The sequence below is a fragment of the Streptomyces sp. bgisy027 genome (assembly GCF_057710365.1).
Genome location: NZ_JBYIVZ010000025.1, coordinates 18,812 through 40,388, shown reverse-complemented (window position 1 = coordinate 40,388; position 21,577 = coordinate 18,812). Strand labels below are relative to the sequence as shown.

The following is a 21,577-nucleotide window of genomic DNA, read 5'->3' as shown; positions in this document are numbered from 1 at the left end:
CCCCCAAAGGGGCGCGGGGAACTGCGCGACCAGCCAGGACGGCGCCGCAGCCGGCCGACTCACAGAAAGGGCGACGGCGCCCGCCCATTCGTCCGGTCGGGGACAAGGGGCAGGCGCCGTCAGTGTTCCGTACGCCGTTGTACGGGACGTTTTTGGTGGCCGTCAGACCATCAGCGAACGGTCCGTCGGCCGAATCGGCGCCGGCAGGTCACTCGCGCCGGTCAGGAAGCGGTCGCAGCCGCGGGCGGCCGAGCGGCCCTCCGCGATGGCCCACACGATCAGCGACTGGCCGCGGCCCGCGTCACCGGCGACGAACACGCCCGGGACGTTGGTCTGGAAGTCGGCGTCGCGGGCGATGTTACCGCGCTCGTCCAGGTCCAGGCCGAACTGCTCGACCACGCCGTTCTCCCGGTCGGTGCCGGTGAAGCCCATGGCGAGGGTGACCAGCTGGGCCGGGATCTTGCGCTCGGTGCCCGGCTTCGGGGTCAGCTTGCCGTCGATGAACTCCACCTCGGTCAGGTGCAGCCACTGGACGTTGCCGTCCTCGTCGCCCTCGAAGTGGGTGGTGGAGACGGAGTAGACCCGCTCGCCGCCCTCCTCGTGCGCCGAGGTGACCTTGTAGAGCATCGGGAAGGTCGGCCACGGCTGGTGCGGGGCACGGTCCTCGCCCGGCCGGGGCATGATCTCGAGCTGCGTCACGGAGGCCGCGCCCTGGCGGTGGGCGGTGCCCACGCAGTCGGCGCCGGTGTCGCCGCCGCCGATGACGACGACGTGCTTGCCCTCGGCCGAGATCGGGGAGGTGACGTAGTCGCCCTCCTGGACCTTGTTGGCCAGCGGCAGGTACTCCATCGCCTGGTGCACGCCCTTGAGCTCCCGCCCGGGGACGGGGAGGTCACGGGCGGTGGTGGCGCCGGCGGCGATGACGACGGCGTCGTACCGCTTCTTCAGGTCGGTCGCCTTGAGGTCGCGGCCGATCTCGATACCGGTACGGAAGCGGGTGCCCTCCGCGCGCATCTGCTCGATACGGCGGTTGATGTGCCGCTTCTCCATCTTGAACTCGGGGATGCCGTAGCGGAGCAGGCCGCCGACGCGGTCGGCGCGCTCGTAGACGGCGACGGTGTGGCCGGCCCGGGTCAGCTGCTGGGCGGCGGCGAGGCCCGCCGGGCCCGAGCCGATGACGGCGACGGTCTTGCCGGACAGGCGCTCGGGGGCCTGCGGTGCGACGTCACCGCCGTCCCACGCCTTGTCGATGATGGAGACCTCGACGTTCTTGATGGTGACGGCCGGCTGGTTGATGCCGAGCACGCACGCCGACTCGCAGGGGGCGGGGCACAGGCGACCGGTGAACTCCGGGAAGTTGTTGGTCGCGTGCAGCCGCTCGCTGGCGGCGGCCCAGTCCTCGCGGTAGGCGTAGTCGTTCCACTCGGGGATGAGGTTCCCGAGCGGACAGCCGTTGTGGCAGAACGGGATGCCGCAGTCCATGCAGCGGCTGGCCTGCTTGCTGATGATCGGCAGCAGGGAGCCGGGGACGTAGACCTCGTTCCAGTCCTTCAGACGCACGTCGACCGGGCGGGACTTGGCGACCTCGCGGCCGTGGTTGAGAAAGCCCTTCGGGTCAGCCATTGATCGCCGCCTCCATCATCTTCTCGGTGATCTCGGACTCGGAGAGTCCCGCCTGCTCGGCGGCGTCCTTGGCGGCGAGCACTGCCTTGTACGTGCTGGGGATGATCTTGCTGAAGCGCTCGACGGCGGTGTCCCACTCGGCCAGGAGCTTCTCGGCGACCGTGGAGCCGGTCTCCTCCTGGTGGCGGCGCACGACGTCGTGCAGCCACTGCCTGTCGGTGTCGTCGAGGGCCTCGACGGCGCTCACGTTGCCGACGTTGACGTTGTCGCGGTCGAGGTCGATGACGTAGGCGATGCCGCCGGACATGCCGGCCGCGAAGTTACGGCCCGTCTCGCCCAGGACCACCGCGTGGCCACCGGTCATGTACTCGCAGCCGTGGTCGCCCACGCCCTCGGAGACGACCGTCGCGCCGGAGTTGCGGACACAGAACCGCTCGCCGGTGCGGCCGCGCAGGAACAGCTCGCCGCCGGTCGCGCCGTAGGCGATGGTGTTGCCCGCGATCGTCGAGTACTCGGCGAGGTGGTCGGCCTCCCGGTCGGGACGGACGATCACACGGCCGCCGGAGAGGCCCTTGCCGACGTAGTCGTTGGCGTCGCCCTCCAGGCGCAGCGTGACACCGCGCGGGAGGAAGGCGCCGAAGGACTGGCCCGCGGAGCCGGTGAAGGTGATGTCGATGGTGTCGTCCGGCAGACCGGCACCGCCGAACTTCTTCGTCACCTCGTGGCCGAGCATGGTGCCGACCGTGCGGTTGATGTTGCGGACCTTGATCTGCGCGCGCACCGGCTGGGCGTCGGTCGCGGAGTCCGCGGCCAGCGCGTCGGCGGCGAGCTTGATGAGCTCGTTGTCGAGCGCCTTCGCCAGGCCGTGGTCCTGCTCGACCAGCTGGTGGCGCACCGCGCCCTCGGGCAGCTCGGGCACGTGGAACAGCGGCTCCAGGTCCAGGCCCTGCGCCTTCCAGTGGTCGACGGCACGCGTGACGTCCAGCGTCTCGGCGTGGCCGACGGCCTCCTCGATGGTGCGGAAGCCCAGCTCGGCGAGGATCTCGCGGACCTCCTCGGCGATGAACTGGAAGAAGTTCACGACGTACTCGGCCTTGCCGGTGAACCGGTCGCGCAGCGTCGGGTTCTGGGTGGCGATGCCGACCGGGCAGGTGTCCAGGTGGCAGACGCGCATCATGACGCAGCCGGAGACGACGAGCGGCGCGGTCGCGAAACCGAACTCCTCGGCGCCGAGCAGCGCGGCGATGACGACGTCACGGCCGGTCTTCAGCTGGCCGTCGGTCTGCACGACGATGCGGTCGCGCAGGCCGTTGAGCAGCAGGGTCTGCTGGGTCTCGGCGAGGCCGAGCTCCCAGGGGCCGCCCGCGTGCTTCAGCGAGGTGAGCGGGGAGGCACCCGTGCCGCCGTCGTGGCCGGAGATGAGCACCACGTCGGCGTGCGCCTTGGAGACACCCGCGGCGACCGTGCCGACGCCGACCTCGGAGACCAGCTTCACATGGATGCGGGCCTGCGGGTTGGCGTTCTTGAGGTCGTGGATCAGCTGGGCCAGGTCCTCGATGGAGTAGATGTCGTGGTGCGGCGGCGGGGAGATCAGGCCCACGCCCGGCGTCGAGTGACGCGTCTTGGCGACCCACGGGTAGACCTTGTGGCCGGGCAGCTGGCCGCCCTCGCCGGGCTTGGCGCCCTGGGCCATCTTGATCTGGATGTCGTCGGCGTTGACCAGGTACTCGGACGTGACACCGAAGCGGCCGGAGGCGACCTGCTTGATGCTGGACCGGCGCGCCGGGTCGTACAGCCGCTCCGGGTCCTCGCCGCCCTCACCGGTGTTGGACTTGCCGCCCAGCTGGTTCATGGCGATGGCGAGGGTCTCGTGCGCCTCCTTGGAGATGGAGCCGTACGACATGGCGCCGGTGGAGAAGCGCTTGACGATCTCGGAAGCGGGCTCGACCTCGTCGATGGAGATCGGCTGCCGGTCGGACTTGAAGCCGAACAGGCCGCGCAGCGTCATCAGACGCTCGGACTGCTCGTTCACGCGGTCCGTGTACTTCTTGAAGATGTCGTAGCGATTGGCACGCGTGGAGTGCTGCAGGCGGAAGACCGTCTCCGGGTCGAACAGGTGCGGCTCGCCCTCGCGGCGCCACTGGTACTCGCCGCCGATCTCGAGGGCGCGGTGGGCCGGGGCGATGCCGCTCGCCGGGTACGCCTTCGCGTGGCGGGCGGCGACCTCCTTGGCGATGACGTCGATGCCGACGCCGCCGATCTTGGTGGCCGTGCCGTTGAAGTACTTCTCCACGAAGGCGTCGTCGAGACCGACGGCCTCGAAGACCTGTGCGCCGCGGTAGGAGGCGACGGTGGAGATGCCCATCTTGGACATGACCTTCAACACGCCCTTGCCGAGGGCGTAGATCAGGTTGCGGATCGCCGTCTCGGCCTCGATGCCGGGCAGGAAGGTGCCGGCGCGGACCAGGTCCTCGACGGACTCCATCGCCAGGTACGGGTTGACCGCGGCGGCGCCGAAGCCGATGAGCAGCGCGACGTGATGGACCTCGCGGACGTCGCCGGCCTCGACCAGCAGGCCCACGTGGGTGCGCTGCTTGGTGCGGATGAGGTGGTGGTGGACGGCCGCGGTGAGCAGCAGCGACGGGATCGGCGCGTGCTCGGCGTCGGAGTGACGGTCCGACAGCACGATCAGCCGGGCGCCGTTCTCGATGGCGGCGTCGGCCTCGGCGCAGATCTCCTCTATGCGCGCGGCCAGCGCGTCGCCGGCGCCGTGCACCCGGTACAGGCCGGACAGGGTCGCGGCCTTGAAGCCGGGCATGTCGCCGTCGGCGTTGATGTGGATGAGCTTGGCCAGCTCGTCGTTGTCGATCACCGGGAAGGGCAGGGTGACGCTGCGACAGGAGGCGGCGGTCGGGTCGAGCAGGTTGCCCTGCGGGCCCAGCGAGGAGTTCAGCGAGGTGACGAGCTCCTCGCGGATGGCGTCCAGCGGCGGGTTGGTGACCTGCGCGAACAGCTGGGTGAAGTAGTCGAAGAGCAGACGCGGGCGCTCGCTCAGCGCGGCGATCGGCGAGTCGGTGCCCATCGAACCGATCGGCTCGGCACCGGCCTTGGCCATCGGGGCGATGATGACGCGCAGCTCCTCCTCGGTGTAACCGAAGGTCTGCTGGCGGCGGGTGACCGAGGCGTGGGTGTGCACGATGTGCTCACGCTCGGGCAGGTCGGAGAGCTCGATCTCGCCGGCCTCCAGCCACTCCGCGTAGGGCTGCTCGGCGGCGAGCTGGGCCTTGATCTCGTCGTCCTCGATGATGCGGTGCTCGGCGGTGTCCACGAGGAACATGCGGCCGGGCTGGAGGCGGCCCTTGCGGACGACCTTGGCGGGGTCGATGTCGAGGACGCCGACCTCGGAGCCGAGGACGACGAGGCCGTCGTCGGTGACCCAGTAGCGGCCGGGGCGCAGGCCGTTGCGGTCGAGCACGGCGCCGACCTGGGTGCCGTCGGTGAAGGTGACACAGGCCGGGCCGTCCCAGGGCTCCATCATCGTGGAGTGGAACTGGTAGAAGGCGCGCCGGGCCGGGTCCATGGAGTCGTGGTTCTCCCACGCCTCCGGGATCATCATCAGCACGGAGTGCGGCAGGGAGCGGCCACCGAGGTGGAGCAGCTCCAGCACCTCGTCGAAGGACGCGGAGTCGGAGGCGTCGGGGGTGCACACCGGGAAGATGCGCTCCAGCGCCTTGCCGTCGGAACCGAACAGGTCGGAGACGAGCTGCGACTCACGGGCCCGCATCCAGTTGCGGTTGCCCTTGACGGTGTTGATCTCACCGTTGTGCGCGACGAAGCGGTACGGGTGCGCCAGCGGCCACGACGGGAAGGTGTTCGTCGAGAAGCGCGAGTGGACGAGGGCGACGGCCGAGGCGAAGCGGCGGTCGGACAGGTCCGGGAAGAAGGGCTCCAGCTGGCCGGTGGTCAGCATGCCCTTGTAAACGATGGTGCGGGCCGACAGCGACGGGAAGTAGACACCGGCCTCGCGCTCGGCGCGCTTGCGCAGCACGAACGCCTTGCGGTCGAGCGCGATGCCCTCCGAAGCGCCTCCCCCGGACTCCGTCTGGGAGGTGCCCCCGGTGACGAAGATCTGCCGGAAGGCGGGCATCGTCGAGCGGGCGGTGGCGCCGAGCAGCTCGGGGGCGACGGGAACCTCGCGCCAGCCGAGGACGGTCAGACCCTCCTCGGATGCGATCGTCTCGATCTGCGAGACGGCGTCCTGGGTCCCCTCCTCCGGCAGGAAGGCGATGCCGACGGCGTACGCACCGGCCTCGGGGAGCTCGAATCCGGCCACCTCGCGCAGGAAGGCGTCCGGCACCTGGGAAAGGATGCCCGCGCCGTCGCCCGAGTCGGGCTCGGAGCCCGTGGCGCCGCGGTGTTCGAGATTGCGCAAGACGGTGAGCGCCTGCTCGACCAGCGTGTGGCTCGCCTCTCCGGTGAGGGTGGCCACGAAGCCGACGCCACAGGCGTCGTGCTCGTTGCGGGGGTCGTACATACCCTGCGCAGCAGGGCGAGCATCCATGAACGACCAGTTCTGGCCATTCGTGGAGTGCTGGGACGGCTGGCGCGGCGTACGCATCGGCTCTCCCGTCGTCGTCATGTGGCATATGCAAATTGCCGAGGGACGACGTTGGCCCTCTGCGTGAGTGCAAAATTTCGTGCAGGTTACATGATGGGTCGGTTCTCGGGAAGCGGGATAATCCGTTCCATCATGCGGACACCACGGGCTGCGGCAGGGTTCCGCGCACGTGGCTCGAAGTATGTGGGGACCGAGCGGGACAGGTCCATGTCCGACGGTCCAGGGGGGCGGAGGAGGCGTCGTCGCCGACCCCGCGAGTGCGCCCCAGGCGTCATTGCCCACAGCGCTTACGGCTCATGCCCGGTGGTCACGCATCCGAAACCAGCGAGTAACGGCTACTTATGCGGCCCAACGCATAAGTTCCAGCCGAGCTATCCTACGGCCGTTCCGAACAAACTGCCCAGGGCGTACGTCACACCGGCCGCGGCACCACCCAGGGCGAGCTGCCGCAACCCGCTGTACCACCAGCTGCGCGCGGTCACCTTGGCCACGACCGCACCGCAGAGGAAGAGTCCGACAAGCGCCAGCAGCAGGGCCGGCCACAGGGTGGTCGCGCCGAGCAGATACGGCAGTACGGGCAGCAGGGCGCCCAGCGCGAACGAGCCGAACGACGATACGGCCGCGACCAGCGGCGACGGCAGATCGCCGGGGTCGATACCGAGCTCCTCGCGGGCGTGTATCTCAAGGGCCAGCTCGGGATCGCGGGAGAGCTGCTCGGCGACGGCCTTCGCGAGCTCGGGCTCGACCCCCCGGGCCTCGTACAGCGCGGCGAGCTCGGCCTCCTCGTCCTTCGGGTGCTTGCTCAGCTCCCGGCGCTCGACGTCCAGCTCGGCCTCGACGAGCTCGCGTTGCGAGGCGACGGAGGTGTACTCGCCGGCGGCCATCGAGAAGGCGCCGGCGGCGAGACCGGCGAGACCGCTCAGCACGATGGTCCGATGACTGACCGCACCGCCCGCGACACCGGTCATCAGAGCGAGGTTCGAGACCAGGCCGTCCATCGCGCCGAAGACGGCGGGGCGCAGCCAGCCGCCGTTCACATCGCGGTGCGTGTGGTTGTCACGGTGCGCCTCGTGCAGCGCGGCCTCGGTCTCGATGATGGCCATGAAAGGTGTCCCCCAGGTACTCAGGCAAGGCTGCCTTTAGACGAGTTCTACTCTTTGACAGCGCCAAATCTACGCCGGGAAGTTCCGCCTCGCCAGCAAGGAAAGGCTCGTCTAACCTGCGGTTTTACCTAGAACGCTCATTCGTGTATGGGTGCGCACAGATGTCGACCGGGTGACTCTGAGGCTTCCGAGGCTCAGGTCAACCGCCGACGGTGGGACACATCCGCAAAGGGCTCCGCGCCCTGGGTGGAGCCCCCCAAGGAGAGGCCGCGTATGGCATCGATCGCCTGCATCCCCTCGGTTCCGGCGCCCGGGGACGCCGCCGAACTGCGCCGACGGGCGCGCGGCGCGCTGCTGGGCCTGGCGGTCGGCGACGCGCTCGGCGCTCCCGCGGAGAACATGAAGCCCTCCGAGATCCGCGCCCGCTGGGGCCGGGTGACGGGATTCGTCACCGACAACCCCTCGGGCACCGACGACACCGAGTACGCGATCTTCTCGGGCCTCCTCCTGGCCCGCCACGGCTCGGCCCTCACGCCGGCCCATGTGGAGGCGGCCTGGCACGAGTGGATCGCGGACCGGGCCGAGGGCCCCTTCCGGGGCGCGGGCTTCAGCGAGCGCGGCACGCTGGAGAACCTCCGCCGGGGCCTGGCCGCCCCCATCTCCGCCCAGCACCGGCACGCCTGGAGCGACGGTCTCGCGATGCGGGCGGCCCCTTTCGGCGTCTTCGCCGCCGGACGGCCCTCGGAGGCAGCTCGCCTGGTGGCGATCGACGGTTCGGTGAGCCACGACGGTGAGGGCATCTACGGCGGCCAGGCAGTAGCGGCGGGGGTCGCCGCGGCGATGGCGGGGGCGCCGACGATCGCCGTGGTCGCCTCGGCCCTCGCCGTGGTCCCGGACGACTCCTGGACGGCGCGCTCCCTGCGCCGGGCGGTCGCGGTGGCCCACCGGGGCGAACGCGCGGTCCGCTCCGCCGTCGTGATCGGCGGCTACCCGTGGACCGACCTGGCCCCCGAGGCGGTCGCGCTGGCCTTCGGGGCGTACGCGGCGGCGGACGGCGACTTCGTCCAGGCGGTACTGGCGGCGGTGAACATGGGCCGCGACGCCGATACGACGGCGGCGGTGGCCGGGGCACTGGCGGGCGCCACTCAGGGCGAATCGGCGATCCCCACGGACTGGGCGGCGGCGATCGGCCCGGCCCGCGGCAGCTGCCTGCCGTCGATGGCCGGACACCACGTACTGGACGTGGCGGAACTCCTGGTCCCGGGCGAGGACAGGAAGTGGGCGACGGCCGGCCTCCCTCCGACGGAACCCCCGATGCCCCCCGAAGGAGCCCCTCGATGACCCCACCGACCCCCTGGACCGAGGAAACGCAACCCACACCCCCACCGGACGCCGACCCGACGCCGCTCACGCAGTCCCCGACCCCCACGGCCCCGGAGACCGCACTACTGACGCCCCCGAACGACTCCGGTCCCACACTGCTCACGGCCCCGAACGCCCTGCTCACGCCCCCTGCCCCACCCGCAGCCGCCGACGGCGAGCAGGCCCCGGCGGGGCCACCCGCACCCGACGACGAAAGTCGCACGGGCGGTGGGAGACAGCAGGCCGAAGGCGGAGCCGAGGCCGGGCAGCGCATCCAGGGCCTCCTCCTCGGCCTCGCCGCGGGCGACGCCGCCGGCTGGCCCGCCGCCCGCCACCGAGCCGCCCGCATGCCCGAATGGACCCGCCGCCTCACCCGAGAACTCGACACCTTCGCCGAGCACAACGCGACAACCACCCTCCCCGTCCCCATCGCCCTCAACCAACCCCCCGAGCCCCTCCGCCTGGGCCCCTCCGACGACGCGGAATGGGCGGCCTTCGCCGCAGAGGCCGTACTGAGAGCCGGCGACGACACGGCCCTCGGCGACCTCAGCCGGGAACGCCGCACCCGAGCCGCCATCGACCTCACCTGGAACGCCGTGGCCGGCGAGGTGGCCGCCGCAGCCGACCGCGCCCCGGAGATCGAGTCGGCCATCCTCCCCCTGCGCGCCCGCATCTCCGTCCGCGCCGGCCTCGGCAACCTCGCCACCGGCCTGCGCCCACCTGCCACCGGCCACGACAACCCGCACTACTTCGACGACGCCGCCTGCATCCGCGCCTGCGTCCTCGCCGTGGCCCACCCCGGCGACCCCCACCGCGCCGCCGACCTCGCCGAGTTCGACGCCCGCTACACCCAGGACGGCGACGGAGTGCACGGTGCGAGAGCGATGGCGGCGGCCGTGTCCCTGGCCCTGACCGGCGCGCACACCACCGACTGCGTGACGGCCGGCCTCGCCGAACTCCCCGAGGAGACGGAGATCGGGCGCAACGCCCGCCATGCCCTGCACCTCGCCCGGGCCGCCGACAGCGCCTTCGCCCTGATCCCCCTCCTGGAACACCAGATCGTCGACCACGTCTACAGCTACGGCATCGCCGCCGCCGAGACGGTCCCGGTCGCCCTCGCCCTCACGGTCGCTTCCGACGGCCGTATCGCCGAGGCGGTCCCCGCCGCCGCGTGCCTCTCCCGCGTCGCCGACTCGGCACCGGCCCTGGCCGGCGCGCTGACCGGCGCCCTGGGCGGCGGCGCGTCGATCCCCGCGGCCTGGCGCGACACCTGCCGCACCCTCTCCGGCTGCGTACTCCCCCGCCTCACCGGCACCGACCTGGTGGAACTCGCCGAACTCCTGGAAGCCGCACAACCGGCCCGACCAGGAGGATGATTCGGTGCATGACGCCCAAAGCAGATGAAAGCAGTGGTCCGCGTCTCGACGAGCGGATCACCGGCGCCCTGGTCGGCGCGGCGGTCGGCGACGCCCTCGGCGGCCCGGTGGAGGGCTACTCCCCCGACCAGATCCTTCAGCGCCACGGCGGCCGGGTGCACGGCATCGTCGGCCCCTGGAACGGCGACGCCTGGCGTACGGCCCGCCCCATCGCGCCGTACCACAAGGGCGACGGGCACGTCACCGACGACACCTTGCTGACGCACGCGCTGGTCCGCGTCTACGGCTCCGTCCGCGACCACCTCGACGCGTACGCGATCGCCGACCATCTGGTCCCGGACCTGATGACGAACCCGCGCTGGATCCCGGAGCTGGAGGCGGAGGCGCTCCCCCTGCACCGCGTCTTCCTGGCCGAGAAGTGGCTCGTGGCCCGCATCCACTACGGCCATGTGGACCCCCGGGAGGCCGGCGTCGGCAACATCGTCAACTGCGGAGCGGCGATGTACATGGCCCCGGTCGGCCTCGTCAACGCGGCCGACCCCAGGGCGGCGTACACGGAGGCCCTGGACATCGCGGGCGCCCACCAGTCGTCGTACGGCCGTGAGGCGGCGGGCGTCTTCGCGGCGGCGGTGGCCGCGGCCTGCGCACCGGGGGCGAGTGCGGACTCGGTGATCGCGGCCTGTCTGGCGCTGGCGAAGGACGGCACGCGGACGGCGATCGAGAGGATCTGCGAAGTGGCGGGCGCCCACCAGGACTTCGAGTCGGCGCTGGTCCCGCTCCGGGCGGCGATCGCCCCGTACGACACCGTCGGCCCGGACTACCGGCAGCCCTCCCTCGGCGCACGGCGCCCCTCCCGCCTGCACGCCATCGAGGAACTCCCCGTGGCCCTGGCCATGCTGCTGATCGCGGGCGGCGACTACCGCACATCGGTCCTGGGCGCCGTGAACTACGGCCGCGACTGCGACTCGATCGCCACGATGGCCGGCGCCCTGTCCGGCGCCCTGGGCTCGCCGGTCCCCGAGGACTGGTCGAAGGCGGTCGCGGAGGCCAGCCGGCTGGACCTGTGGGAACCGCCCCGCACCCTGTCCGAGGTGACGAGGGAGATCCACGCCAGGGACGTGGGCAGGCGCCGCGCCCACGAGGCGGCGTTCGCGGCGCTGGAGGGCCGGCCGTGCTCCGACTGACCTGGGTCCAGCCCGAGGACCTGATCGGCCACGAGCTGCGCCAGGCCGCCCTGGACGGCCGGGAGCCGTCGAGGATCGCGGCGAGGTGGAGGGCCGCGGGTGGCCACGAGGCGCCGTTGCGCGCGGGCGCGTCACCGGAGCCCACGTCACGCTATCTGCGCACCCTGGCGGAGGACCTGCTGGACGAACTGGCGGACCTGCCGAGCAGGTTGGCGGACCGGGAGCCCACCGACCTCGCGAGGATCAGGGCGAGCTGCCCGTCCTGGCCCGCACCGCCCCCATCTGCGGCCGAACCGACCACATCCCGCCCGGCCCCACCCTCTGCCGCGCCCACCGCTTCCCGACCGGCTCCGCCCCCTACCGCGCCCACCGCATCCCGACCGACCCCGCCCTCCGCCGCGCCCACCGCTTCCCGACCGACCCCGCCCCCTGCCGCGCCCACCGCTGCCCGCTACGAGGCCGCCTGGCTCGGCCGGGCCGTCGGCTGTCTGCTGGGCAAGCCCGTCGAGAAGCTCCCCCTGGAAGGGATCCGCCGGCTCGCGGCAGCCACCGGCAACCGGCCCCTGAACTCGTACTTCACGGCCGAGGGTGTCCCCCAGGAACTGCTCGCGGCCCACCCCTGGAACCGCCGCTCCGCCTCCACCTCCCTCGCCGAGAACATCGACGGGATGCCCGAGGACGACGACCTCAACTACCCCCTGCTCGACCTGCTCCTGCTCCAGCGCCACGGCCGCGCCTTCACCACCACCGACGTGGCCCGCCTGTGGCTGGACGAGCTCCCCGCGGGCCGCACCTTCACCGCCGAGCGCGTCGCGTACCGCAACCTCCTCCTGGGCATCGAGCCCCCGCACACGGCCCGCCACCGCAACCCCTTCCGCGAGTGGATCGGCGCCCTCATCCGCGCGGACGTCCACGGCTGGACCAACCCCGGCGACCCCGCCGCCGCGGCCGAGCAGGCCCACCGCGACGCCACCCTCACCCACACCGCCAACGGCGTCTACGCGGCCATGTTCACCGCCGCGGTCGTCGCGCAGGCGGCGGTGGCGGCCGGCCCGCACGACATCCACAGCTGTCTGCGCACCGGCCTCACGGTGATCCCCCCGAAGTCCCGGCTTGCGGAGGCCGTGCGGCACGCCGTCCAACTGGCCGGTCTCCACGAGGACTTCGACACGGTCGTCGACGAGCTCCACGCCACCCACGCGCACACCCACCACTGGGTCCACGCCGTCCCCAACACCGCCCTGATCGCCGCCGCCCTCACCCACGCGAACGGCGACTTCACCGGCTCCATCAGCCGTGCCGTGTCGGGAGGCTGGGACACCGACTCGGGCGGCGCGACGGCGGGCAGCGTCGCCGCCCTCCTCGCCGGCACCCCCGCCGCCCTCCCCGACCGCTGGACGACCCCTCTCAAGAACCGCCTCGCCACCTCCGTCGCCGACTTCAACGGCACCGGCTTCGACGCACTGGCCCGGCTCACCCACGACCTCACCCAGCAGCACACCCCTCGGGAGGCACCTCGCCCATGACCGACATCGTCGTGCTCGGCAGCACGAACATGGACCTCGTCACCTACGTCGAGAAGGCCCCGCAGCGCGGTGAGACCGTCACCGGCCGGGAGTTCCGTACGATCCCCGGCGGCAAGGGCGCCAACCAGGCCATCGCGGCGGCCCGTGCGGGCGGCATGGTCTCGATGATCGGCGCGGTCGGCAACGACGCCTTCGGCACCCGGCTGCGCGCCAACCTCGAACACTCCGGCGTGGACACCGACGACCTCCGTACGGCCGAGGGCGCGTCCGGCACCGCGCACATCGTCGTGGACGACGAGGGCGGCAACGCGATCGTCGTGATCCCCGGCGCGAACGGCACGCTCGACCACCTCGGCCCCGGCGACGAGGGCGTCATCGCCGACGCCGGCACCCTGCTGCTCCAGCTGGAGATCCCGCTCCCCGCCGTCCTCGCCGGCGCCCGGGCGGCCCGTCGCCACGACGTCCGTACGATCCTCACCCCGTCCCCCGCCCAGTCCCTTCCGCCCGAACTCCTCGCCGCCGTCGACCTGTTGGTCCCCAACGAGCACGAGGCCACCGCCCTCACCGGCCGCACCGACCCCCGCGAGGCGGCCACCGCACTGCTGGACCAGGTGCCCGAGGTGGTCGTCACCCTCGGTGTCGCCGGCAGCCTGTACGTCACCCGCGGCGCCGAACCCCTGACGGTGCCCGCCCCGAAGGTCACCGCCGTCGACTCCACCGGCGCCGGCGACACCTTCGTCGGCGCGCTCGCGGTGGCGCTCGGCGAGGGGCGCCCCATGCCGGACGCCCTGAAGTGGGCGGCCGCGGCGGCCGCACTGTCGGTCCAGCGGGAGGGCGCCTCGGCGGGGATGCCGTACCGCCCCGAGATCGAGGAGGCGTACGCGTCATGAGCGCCCCCGGCACCGGCACCCGCCCCCTTGCCCCAGCTCCCCTCACCGGCCTGCGCGTCCTCGACCTGGCCACTCTCTTCGCGGGCCCCCTCGCCGCCACGATGCTGGGCGACTACGGCGCGGAGGTCGTCAAGGTCGAACACCCCGACCGGCCCGACCCCTCCCGCGGCCACGGCCCGTCGAAGGACGGCGTGGGACTGTGGTGGAAGGTCCTCGGCCGCAACAAGCGCACGATCACCCTGAACCTGTCCAAGCCCGGCGGCCGCGCCACCCTGCTGCGCCTCGCCGCGACCGCCGACGTCGTCATCGAGAACTTCCGCCCCGGCACCCTGGAGAAGTGGGACCTCGGCTGGCCGGAGCTGTCCGCCGCCAACCCCCGCCTGATCCTCACCCGTGTCACCGGCTTCGGCCAGTTCGGGCCCTACGCGCACCGCCCCGGCTTCGGCACCCTCGCCGAGGCGATGAGCGGCTTCGCGGCGCTCACCGGCGAACCGGACGCGCCCCCGACGCTGCCGCCGTTCGGCCTGGCCGACTCGATCGCGGGCCTCGCGACGGCGTACGCGGTGATGACGGCGCTGGCCGCCCGCGAGCGCACCGGCGAGGGCCAGGTCGTCGACATGGCCCTGATCGAGCCGATGCTGCTGGCCCTCGGCCCCCAGGCGACCTGGTACGACCAGCTCGGCCACGTCCAGGAACGCACCGGCAACCGCTCCGCCAACAACGCCCCGCGCAACACCTACCGCACCGCGGACGGCAGCTGGGTCGCGGTCTCCACCTCCGCCCAGTCGATCGCCGAGCGGGTGATGCACCTGGTGGGGCGGCCGGACCTGATCGACGAACCGTGGTTCGCGACCGGCGCCGACCGGGCCCGGCACGCCGACGTCCTCGACCGGGCCGTCGGCGGCTGGATCGCCCGCCGCACCCGCGCCGACGTGCTCGCCGCCTTCGAGAAGGCGGAGGCGGCGGTGGCCCCGATCCAGGACGTCCGGGATGTGATGACGGACCCGCAGTACGCGGCCCTGGACACCATCACCACCGTCGAGGACCCCGAACTCGGCCCGCTGCGCATGCAGAACGTCCTCTTCCGGCTCTCCGCCACTCCCGGCACGATCCGCTGGACCGGCCGTCCGCACGGCGCGGACACCGAGGAGATCCTCACCGGCCTGGGCCTGACCTCCGCCGACCTGGCGGCCCTGCGCGAGGAAGGCGCCCTGTGACAGTCCGGGCGAGGACCGCCGCCGCCTTCCCCCTGACCTGGCTGTACGCCCCCGGCGACCGCCCGCGTGTGGTGGCCAGGGCTCTCCTGTCCGGCGCCGACGTCGTCATCGTCGACCTGGAGGACGCCGTGGCCCCGGACCGCAAGGACTACGCCCGGGCGGCCACGGCCGACCTGCTCGCGGACCCGGAGCACCCCGTTCCCGTCCATGTCCGGGTGAACGCCCCAGGCACCCCGCCGGCGGCGAAGGACCTTGCGATCCTCGCCGCCCTGCCCGGTCTGGCCGCGCTGCGCCTGCCGAAGGTGACCTCCGCCGAACAGATCATCCACCTCGCCCAGACCACCCCGCCCACCGCTCCGGGCACGACCCCGCTGCACGCCCTCCTGGAATCGGCCCTGGGCATCGAACGCGCCCACGCGATCGCCGCCGCCCACCCCGCCCTGCGCGGTATCTCGCTCGGCGAGGCGGACCTACGGGCCGACCTGGGCGTACGCGGTGACGCGGGCCTCGACTGGTGCCGCTCGCGCGTCGTCGTGGCCGCCCGCGCGGCGGCCCTGCCCCCGCCCTCTCAGTCGATCCACCCCGACATCCGCGACCTGGAGGGCCTGGCGGCCTCCTGCGCCCACGGCCGCACCCTCGGCTTCCTGGGCCGGGCCGCCATCCACCCCCGCCAGCTCCCGGTGATCGAACGGGCCTACCTCCCCACGGAGGAGGAACTGGAACAGGCGGAGACGATCGTCAAGGCGGCCACGACGGAACAGGGCGCCCAGGCCCTGAAGGACGGCACGTTCATCGACGCGGCGGTGGTGTCGGCGGCGCAACGGACCCTGGCGCTGGCCCGCCGGCGCTGACCGGACACGACGGAGGGCGCCCGGAGAATCCGGGCGCCCTCATCGTCGTGGAGCCAGATGTCAGGTCTTCTTCGTCCCTGACCCGGCCTCGTCCTTGACGCCTTCCGCGGCGTCTTCCGCGTCCTCGTCCTTGGCCTCGCCCTCGGCGTCCTCGTCCTTCGCCTCGGCGTCGGCGTCGTCCCCGGCTTCACCGCCGGAGGCACTCGCGCCGGGCTCGACCACGGCCTCGCGGCCCGGCCGCTTCTTCGCCGAGATCACGATGTAGGCCACCGCGAGCAGGAAGACGAACAGCGCGGTCCAGTTGTTCAGGCGCAGCCCGAGGATGTGGTGCGCGTCGTCGACCCGCATGTACTCGACCCAGAACCGGCCCACGCAGTACGAGGCGACGTACAGCGCGAACGCGCGCCCGTGTCCCAGCTTGAAGCGACGGTCGGCCCAGATCACCAGCACCGCGACGCCGATGCACCACAGCGACTCGTACAGGAACGTCGGGTGGTAGGTGCCGGGCACCCGGCCGTCCGTCGAGGAGGTGATCTTCAGCGCCCAGGGGACGTCGGTGGCGCGGCCGTAGAGCTCCTGGTTGAACCAGTTGCCCCAGCGTCCCATCGCCTGGGCGAGGGCGATGCCGGGCGCCACGGCGTCGGCGTAGGCGGGCATCGGGATGCCGCGGCGGCGGCAGCCGATCCACGCGCCGAGCGCACCGAGGGCGATGGCACCCCAGATGCCGAGGCCGCCCTCCCAGATCTTGAAGGCGTCCACCCAGTCACGGCCCTCGCTGAAATACAGCTCGTAGTCCGTGATCACGTGGTAGAGGCGCCCGCCGACCAGTCCGAACGGGACGGCCCAGACCGCGATGTCGGCGACCGTGCCGGACCGCCCGCCCCGGGCGATCCAGCGTTTGTTGCCGAGCCAGACGGCTACGAAGACACCGATGATGATGCAGAAGGCGTAGCCGCGCAGCGGAATGGGGCCGAGGTGGATCACCCCGCGCGACGGGCTGGGAATGTAGGCAAGTTCCATGGCAAGGTCGACGCTACCCTGCCGGGCGGCACCGATGTCAGGCGGCCCGGCTACGGGTCCATAACAGGGGCCGCTCTCAGCCCTTGGCGGCTTCCTCCACCATCTGCTTCAGCTTGGCCGGAGTCATCGTCTGGTCCTGGTAGATGTTCTTGCCGTCGAGCAGGACCGTCGGCGTACCGCTGAAGCCGCCGCTCTTGAAGGCGTCGTTGGACTTCCCCACCCAGCTGTTGTGGGTGCCGTCCTCGACGCACTTGCGGAAGGCGGGGGTGTCCAGGCCCTCGACCTTGCCCGCGAGCTCGAAGAGCTTGCTGTTCTTGGCGAAGGCGTCGTCGACCTCCGGCGGCTGGTTCTCGTACAGCACGTCGTGGTACGGCGTGAACTTCCCGGCGTCCTGGGCGCAGGCCGCCGCATTGGCGGCGTTGCGTGAGCCGGTGCCGCCCATGTTGCCGTCGATGATCGTCGCCAGGTGGTACTCGACCCGGAGCCGGCCGGCGTCCGTCAGCTCGTGGATCGTCGACCGGTACGCGTCCTCGAAGGACTTGCAGGCCGGGCAGCGGAAGTCCTCCCAGATCGTGAGCGTCGACTTGGCGCCCTCCTGGCCGACCGGGATCGCGAGACCGTCCTTGCCCTGTGCCCCCGAGGGCCCGACGACGGGTCCCGCCTCGCTGCCGCTGTCCTTGCCGGCGTTGGCCGCGACGACGCCGATCACCGCCGCGAGTCCGAGGACGCAGACGACGCCGGCGCCCACGATCAGCGCCCGACGCCGTTTGTCGGCGGCCTTCTGCTTCTCACGCTCGACCGCCAGCCGCTCACGGGCGGTCCGCTTTCCCTCACGATTCTTTTCGCTCACACCCGCAGAACGAACCGGGGAGGCGCAGCGCGCCTCCCCGGCCTCAGGTCCACCCGTTCGAGCGACCCGTACGGAAGGCCCTTCTTCTGAAGATGTCCCCTGCGCAGAAAGTCCGCCGCAGGTCAGGGCTACGCCTGCCGGCGCACGCCCTTCGCCAGATCACCGGCGAGCGCGCGCACGGCCTCGACTCCGGCCGCGTCGTCCGGCGCGTCCAGCATCCGCTTGACGAAGGCCGAGCCGACGATCACGCCGTCGGCGAAGCCGGCCACCTCGGCGGCCTGGTCGGCGTTGGAGACACCGAGCCCGACGCAGACGGGCAGGCCGGTGCCGGTGGCGCGGGTGCGCTCGACCAGGTCCTGCGCCTGTGCGCCCACGGACTCGCGGGTGCCGGTGACGCCCATCAGCGAGGCGGCGTAGACGAAGCCGCTGCCGGCCCCGGTGATCTGGCCGAGCCGCTCGTCCTTGCTGCTCGGCGCCACGACGAACACCGTCGCGAGGCCGTGCTTCTCGGCGTGCTCCCTCCACAGCGCCGACTCCTGGACGGGCAGGTCGGGCAGGATGCAGCCCGCGCCGCCCGCCTCCGCCAGCTCCGCGGTGAAGCGCTCCACGCCGTAGCGGTCGATGGGGTTCCAGTACGTCATCACGAGGATCGGCTTGCCGGTGGCCTCGTGTGCCTCGCGGACCGTGCGCATGACGTCCGCGATCCTCACGCCGCCGCGCAGGGCGATGTCGTCGGCGGTCTGGATGACCGGGCCGTCGAGGACGGGGTCGCTGTGCGGCAGCCCGACCTCCACGACGTCGGCGCCGCCGTCGAGCGCGGCCTTGATCGCCTCGATGCCGCCGTCCACGGTCGGGAACCCGGCCGGCAGGTAGGCGATGAGGGCGGAGCGGCCCTCTGCCCTGGCGGCCTTGAGGGTGTCCGTCAACAGCTGGATGTTGCCGCTCACTTGGCGTCCCCCTGGATCTCGGCGGCGCCGTTCGCATCGGCGGCGACCTCGGCGTCGGTGTCGTACAGGCCGAAGTAGCGCGCGGCCGTGTCCATGTCCTTGTCACCGCGGCCGGACAGGTTGACGACGATCAGGCCGTCCTTGCCCAGCTCCTTGCCGACCTCCAGGGCTCCGGCGAGCGCGTGGGCGCTCTCGATCGCCGGGATGATGCCCTCGGTGCGCGACAGCAGGCGCAGGGCCTGCATCGCCGCGTCGTCGGTGACCGCGCGGTACTCGCCGCGGCCGCTGTCCTTGAGGTAGGAGTGCTCGGGCCCGATGCCGGGGTAGTCCAGGCCGGCCGAGATCGAGTACGGCTCGGTGATCTGGCCCTCCTCGTCCTGGAGGACGTAGGAGCGGGAGCCGTGCAGGATGCCGGGCTCGCCGGCGGTCAGCGTGGCCGCGTGCTCACCGGTCTCCACGCCGTGCCCGGCGGGCTCGCAGCCGATGAGGCGTACGTCCGTGTCGGGGATGAAGGCGTGGAAGAGGCCGATGGCGTTGGAGCCGCCGCCGACGCAGGCGATCGCCGCGTCGGGGAGCCGGCCGGCGCGCTCCAGGAGCTGGCGGCGGGCCTCGACGCCGATCACGCGGTGGAAGTCGCGGACCATGGCGGGGAAGGGGTGCGGGCCCGCGACCGTGCCGAAGAGGTAGTGGGTGCGGTCGACGTTGGCGACCCAGTCGCGGAACGCCTCGTTGATGGCGTCCTTCAGGGTGCGGCTGCCCGACTTCACGGCGATGACCTCGGCGCCGAGCATGCGCATCCGGGCCACGTTGAGGGCCTGGCGCCGGGTGTCGATCTCGCCCATGTAGATGGTGCAGTCGAGGCCGAACAGGGCGCAGGCGGTTGCCGTCGCGACGCCGTGCTGGCCGGCGCCGGTCTCGGCGATCACCCGGGTCTTGCCCATGCGCTTGGTGAGCAGGGCCTGGCCGAGCACGTTGTTGATCTTGTGGGAGCCGGTGTGGTTGAGGTCTTCCCGCTTCAGCAAGATCCGTGCGCCACCGGCGTGTTCGGCGAACCTCGGCACCTCGGTGAGGGAGCTGGGGCGGCCGGTGTAGTTCACCAGCAGGTCGTCGAGCTCGCGGGCGAACTCGGGGTCGTGCTTGGCCTTGTCGTACTCGACGGCCACCTCGTCCACGGCGGCGACGAGGGCCTCCGGGATGAACTTGCCGCCGAACGCGCCGAAATAGCCCTCGGCACTGGGGACCTGACCCTCCGGGTCCGGGATGAAGAACTCGCTGGGCATGCGGATACCTCACGGTGAGTGGCGTGTACAAGCACTGATCGCCGTGGGGGCGGGGATGATCAGGCGGCTGCGGACCGTGTGTGGCTGGTCGCGCAGTTCCCCGCGCCCCTGAAGGGGCGCTGCCATCGACGGCCGTTCACCTGCCCGGGTTCGTCACCGATGACGTATCGCACTCGACGGCCGTGGACACGCCTCGCCGGGGCTCGGCAGCCCCTCGGGCGGCAGCCGCGCGCGAGGCGGGCGTACCGGTCCACGGTCGTCACAGTGCGGTTCATCGATGTAAGCCTAGCGGGTGATCAGCCGCGGCCGTGCCGGAGTGCGGGGTGCTCACCGGCCGCTACCAGGTCGGAGACCGCGGACTTCGGGTCCTTCCCCGTCACCAGGGACTCGCCCACCAGGACCGCGTCGGCGCCGGCGTTGGCGTAGGCGATGAGGTCGTGCGGGCCGCGGACGCCGGACTCGGCGACCTTGACGATGGTGTCGGGGATCTCCGGGGCCACCCGCTCGAAGGTGCCGCGGTCGACCTCCAGGGTCTTCAGGTTGCGCGCGTTGACGCCGATGATCTTCGCGCCGGCGTCCACGGCTCGCTCGACCTCGTCCTCGTCGTGCACCTCGACCAGCGGGGTCAGCCCGATGGACACCGCGCGCTCGATGAGGGACTCCAGGGCGGGCTGCTCCAGGGCCGCCACGATCAGCAGCGCGAGGTCGGCGCCGTACGCGCGGGCCTCCCACAGCTGGTACGACGTGACGATGAAGTCCTTGCGCAGGACCGGGATGTCCACGCGTGCCCGGACGGCCTCCAGGTCGGCCAGCGAGCCGCCGAAGCGGCGCTGCTCGGTGAGGACGGAGATGACGGCGGCGCCACCCGCCTCGTAGTCCGCGGCCAGTCCGGCCGGGTCGGCGATCGCGGCCAGCGCGCCCTTGGAGGGGCTGGAGCGCTTGACCTCACAGATGACCTTGACGCCGTCGCCCTTGAGCGCGGCCACTCCGTCCTTGGCCGCGGGAGCCTTCGCCGCGCGCTCCTTGAGCTCGTCGAGGCTGACGCGCGCCTGCCGCTCCGCGAGGTCGGCACGGACTCCGTCGATGATCTCGTCGAGCACACTCACGCGAGCGGCCCCCTTTCAGACGGTGGGCTGTGAAAGCGGTACGAAACCGCCGGTCACTGCGATGGTATCCGGAGCGGGGCGCAGGCCTCACATCCGGTTGACGCCGGTCCCAGTACCTGGACGTTCCGAGTTGATCAAGGGTGCAGCCAGCCACCGAAGGGCAGGTTCCGGACAACGGTGAAGACCAGCAGCAACGCGCCCGCGGCCCACAGCTGTACCGGCCCGAGATCGATCCGCAACGGCCGGCCGCGCACCGTGCGGACCACCCAGACGGTCCACAGCACGGCGAAGAGCGCGTAGCCGGCGACGGCGAGGGCGTTGTCCTGGAGCGCCGCCGTGAAGTCCCCGTGCACGACGGCGTGCGCGCTGCGCAGTCCGCCGCAGCCGGGGCAGTAGATGCCGGTGTACTGGAGCAGCGGGCAGGCGGGGTAGTGGCCGGGTTCGTTCGGGTCCACGGCGCCGACGTAGGCGAAGGCGCCGACGACGGACGCGAGCACGCCCGCCGGGACGGCCAGGCGCCCCCACAGGGCGCCGGTACCGGGCTGTGTCACCCTCTGGCTGTCGGCGTTCACACCATGCATTGTGCCCCGCACACGCGAGAGGGGCGCCCCCTGGCACCCATCG

General features: G+C 72.0%; 17 protein-coding genes. 7 read left to right on the top strand and 10 right to left on the bottom strand.

What is annotated here, in order from left to right; all coding sequences use genetic code 11:
* Positions 1-162: 162 nt before the first annotated feature.
* The 3 genes from AC3ETA_RS25165 to AC3ETA_RS25155 all read right to left on the bottom strand — a co-directional run bounded on the left by AC3ETA_RS25165 (position 163) and on the right by AC3ETA_RS25155 (position 7,344).
* Complete coding sequence (locus tag AC3ETA_RS25165; RefSeq protein ID WP_432195163.1) at positions 163-1,623, bottom strand: glutamate synthase subunit beta; 1,461 nt, start codon at positions 1,621-1,623, stop codon at positions 163-165.
* Complete coding sequence (gltB, locus tag AC3ETA_RS25160) at positions 1,616-6,241, bottom strand: glutamate synthase large subunit (RefSeq protein ID WP_432195246.1); 4,626 nt, start codon at positions 6,239-6,241, stop codon at positions 1,616-1,618. Before gltB ends, AC3ETA_RS25165 begins: the two co-directional genes overlap by 8 nt.
* A 371-nt stretch (positions 6,242-6,612) precedes the next feature.
* Positions 6,613-7,344, bottom strand: coding sequence for a VIT1/CCC1 transporter family protein (locus tag AC3ETA_RS25155; RefSeq protein ID WP_432195162.1), 732 nt, complete (start codon positions 7,342-7,344; stop codon positions 6,613-6,615).
* Positions 7,345-7,617: 273 nt separating this feature from the next.
* Here AC3ETA_RS25155 and AC3ETA_RS25150 point away from each other — a divergent pair, with 273 nt between their 5' ends.
* From AC3ETA_RS25150 to AC3ETA_RS25120, 7 genes are read left to right on the top strand one after another with little or no spacing between them, the layout of a single operon-like run.
* A complete protein-coding gene (locus AC3ETA_RS25150; RefSeq protein ID WP_432195161.1) occupies positions 7,618-8,685 on the top strand; it encodes an ADP-ribosylglycohydrolase family protein in 1,068 nt (355 codons plus the stop codon).
* Entirely contained in the window at positions 8,682-10,082 is a 1,401-nt protein-coding gene (locus AC3ETA_RS25145) for an ADP-ribosylglycohydrolase family protein (protein ID WP_432195160.1), read from the top strand. Before AC3ETA_RS25150 ends, AC3ETA_RS25145 begins: the two co-directional genes overlap by 4 nt.
* 8 nt (positions 10,083-10,090) lie before the next feature.
* The gene (locus AC3ETA_RS25140; RefSeq protein WP_432195159.1) at positions 10,091-11,266 is read left to right on the top strand and encodes an ADP-ribosylglycohydrolase family protein; all 1,176 of its coding nucleotides are present in this window, start codon (positions 10,091-10,093) and stop codon (positions 11,264-11,266) included.
* Entirely contained in the window at positions 11,254-12,792 is a 1,539-nt protein-coding gene (locus AC3ETA_RS25135; protein WP_432195158.1) for an ADP-ribosylglycohydrolase family protein, read from the top strand. Before AC3ETA_RS25140 ends, AC3ETA_RS25135 begins: the two co-directional genes overlap by 13 nt.
* The gene (gene rbsK, locus AC3ETA_RS25130; protein WP_432195157.1) at positions 12,789-13,682 is read left to right on the top strand and encodes a ribokinase; all 894 of its coding nucleotides are present in this window, start codon (positions 12,789-12,791) and stop codon (positions 13,680-13,682) included. The genes AC3ETA_RS25135 and rbsK overlap by 4 nt, the downstream gene beginning before the upstream one ends.
* Entirely contained in the window at positions 13,679-14,899 is a 1,221-nt protein-coding gene (locus tag AC3ETA_RS25125; protein ID WP_432195156.1) for a CaiB/BaiF CoA transferase family protein, read from the top strand. The genes rbsK and AC3ETA_RS25125 overlap by 4 nt, the downstream gene beginning before the upstream one ends.
* Complete coding sequence (locus AC3ETA_RS25120; RefSeq protein ID WP_432195155.1) at positions 14,896-15,750, top strand: HpcH/HpaI aldolase/citrate lyase family protein; 855 nt, start codon at positions 14,896-14,898, stop codon at positions 15,748-15,750. The genes AC3ETA_RS25125 and AC3ETA_RS25120 overlap by 4 nt, the downstream gene beginning before the upstream one ends.
* A 60-nt stretch (positions 15,751-15,810) precedes the next feature.
* On the opposite strand, the gene lgt is transcribed toward AC3ETA_RS25120, so the two are convergent.
* The 7 genes from lgt to AC3ETA_RS25085 all read right to left on the bottom strand — a co-directional run bounded on the left by lgt (position 15,811) and on the right by AC3ETA_RS25085 (position 21,534).
* Entirely contained in the window at positions 15,811-16,770 is a 960-nt protein-coding gene (gene lgt / locus AC3ETA_RS25115; protein WP_432195154.1) for a prolipoprotein diacylglyceryl transferase, read from the bottom strand.
* 76 nt (positions 16,771-16,846) lie between these two features.
* A complete protein-coding gene (locus tag AC3ETA_RS25110) occupies positions 16,847-17,620 on the bottom strand; it encodes a DsbA family protein (RefSeq protein WP_432195153.1) in 774 nt (257 codons plus the stop codon).
* A 128-nt stretch (positions 17,621-17,748) separates the two neighbouring features.
* Positions 17,749-18,567, bottom strand: coding sequence for a tryptophan synthase subunit alpha (gene trpA / locus AC3ETA_RS25105; protein ID WP_432195152.1), 819 nt, complete (start codon positions 18,565-18,567; stop codon positions 17,749-17,751).
* Positions 18,564-19,847, bottom strand: coding sequence for a tryptophan synthase subunit beta (trpB, locus tag AC3ETA_RS25100; protein WP_432195151.1), 1,284 nt, complete (start codon positions 19,845-19,847; stop codon positions 18,564-18,566). The genes trpA and trpB overlap by 4 nt, the downstream gene beginning before the upstream one ends.
* A gap of 59 nt (positions 19,848-19,906) precedes the next feature.
* Positions 19,907-20,122, bottom strand: a complete 216-nt coding sequence (gene trpM / locus AC3ETA_RS25095) for a tryptophan biosynthesis modulator TrpM (RefSeq protein WP_432195150.1) — start codon at positions 20,120-20,122, stop codon at positions 19,907-19,909.
* A gap of 21 nt (positions 20,123-20,143) precedes the next feature.
* On the bottom strand, positions 20,144-20,953 hold the full coding sequence (gene trpC, locus AC3ETA_RS25090; RefSeq protein WP_432195149.1) for an indole-3-glycerol phosphate synthase TrpC: 810 nt from the start codon (positions 20,951-20,953) through the stop codon (positions 20,144-20,146).
* 134 nt (positions 20,954-21,087) lie between these two features.
* A complete protein-coding gene (locus AC3ETA_RS25085) occupies positions 21,088-21,534 on the bottom strand; it encodes a DUF2752 domain-containing protein (RefSeq protein WP_432195148.1) in 447 nt (148 codons plus the stop codon).
* Positions 21,535-21,577: the final 43 nt, after the last annotated feature.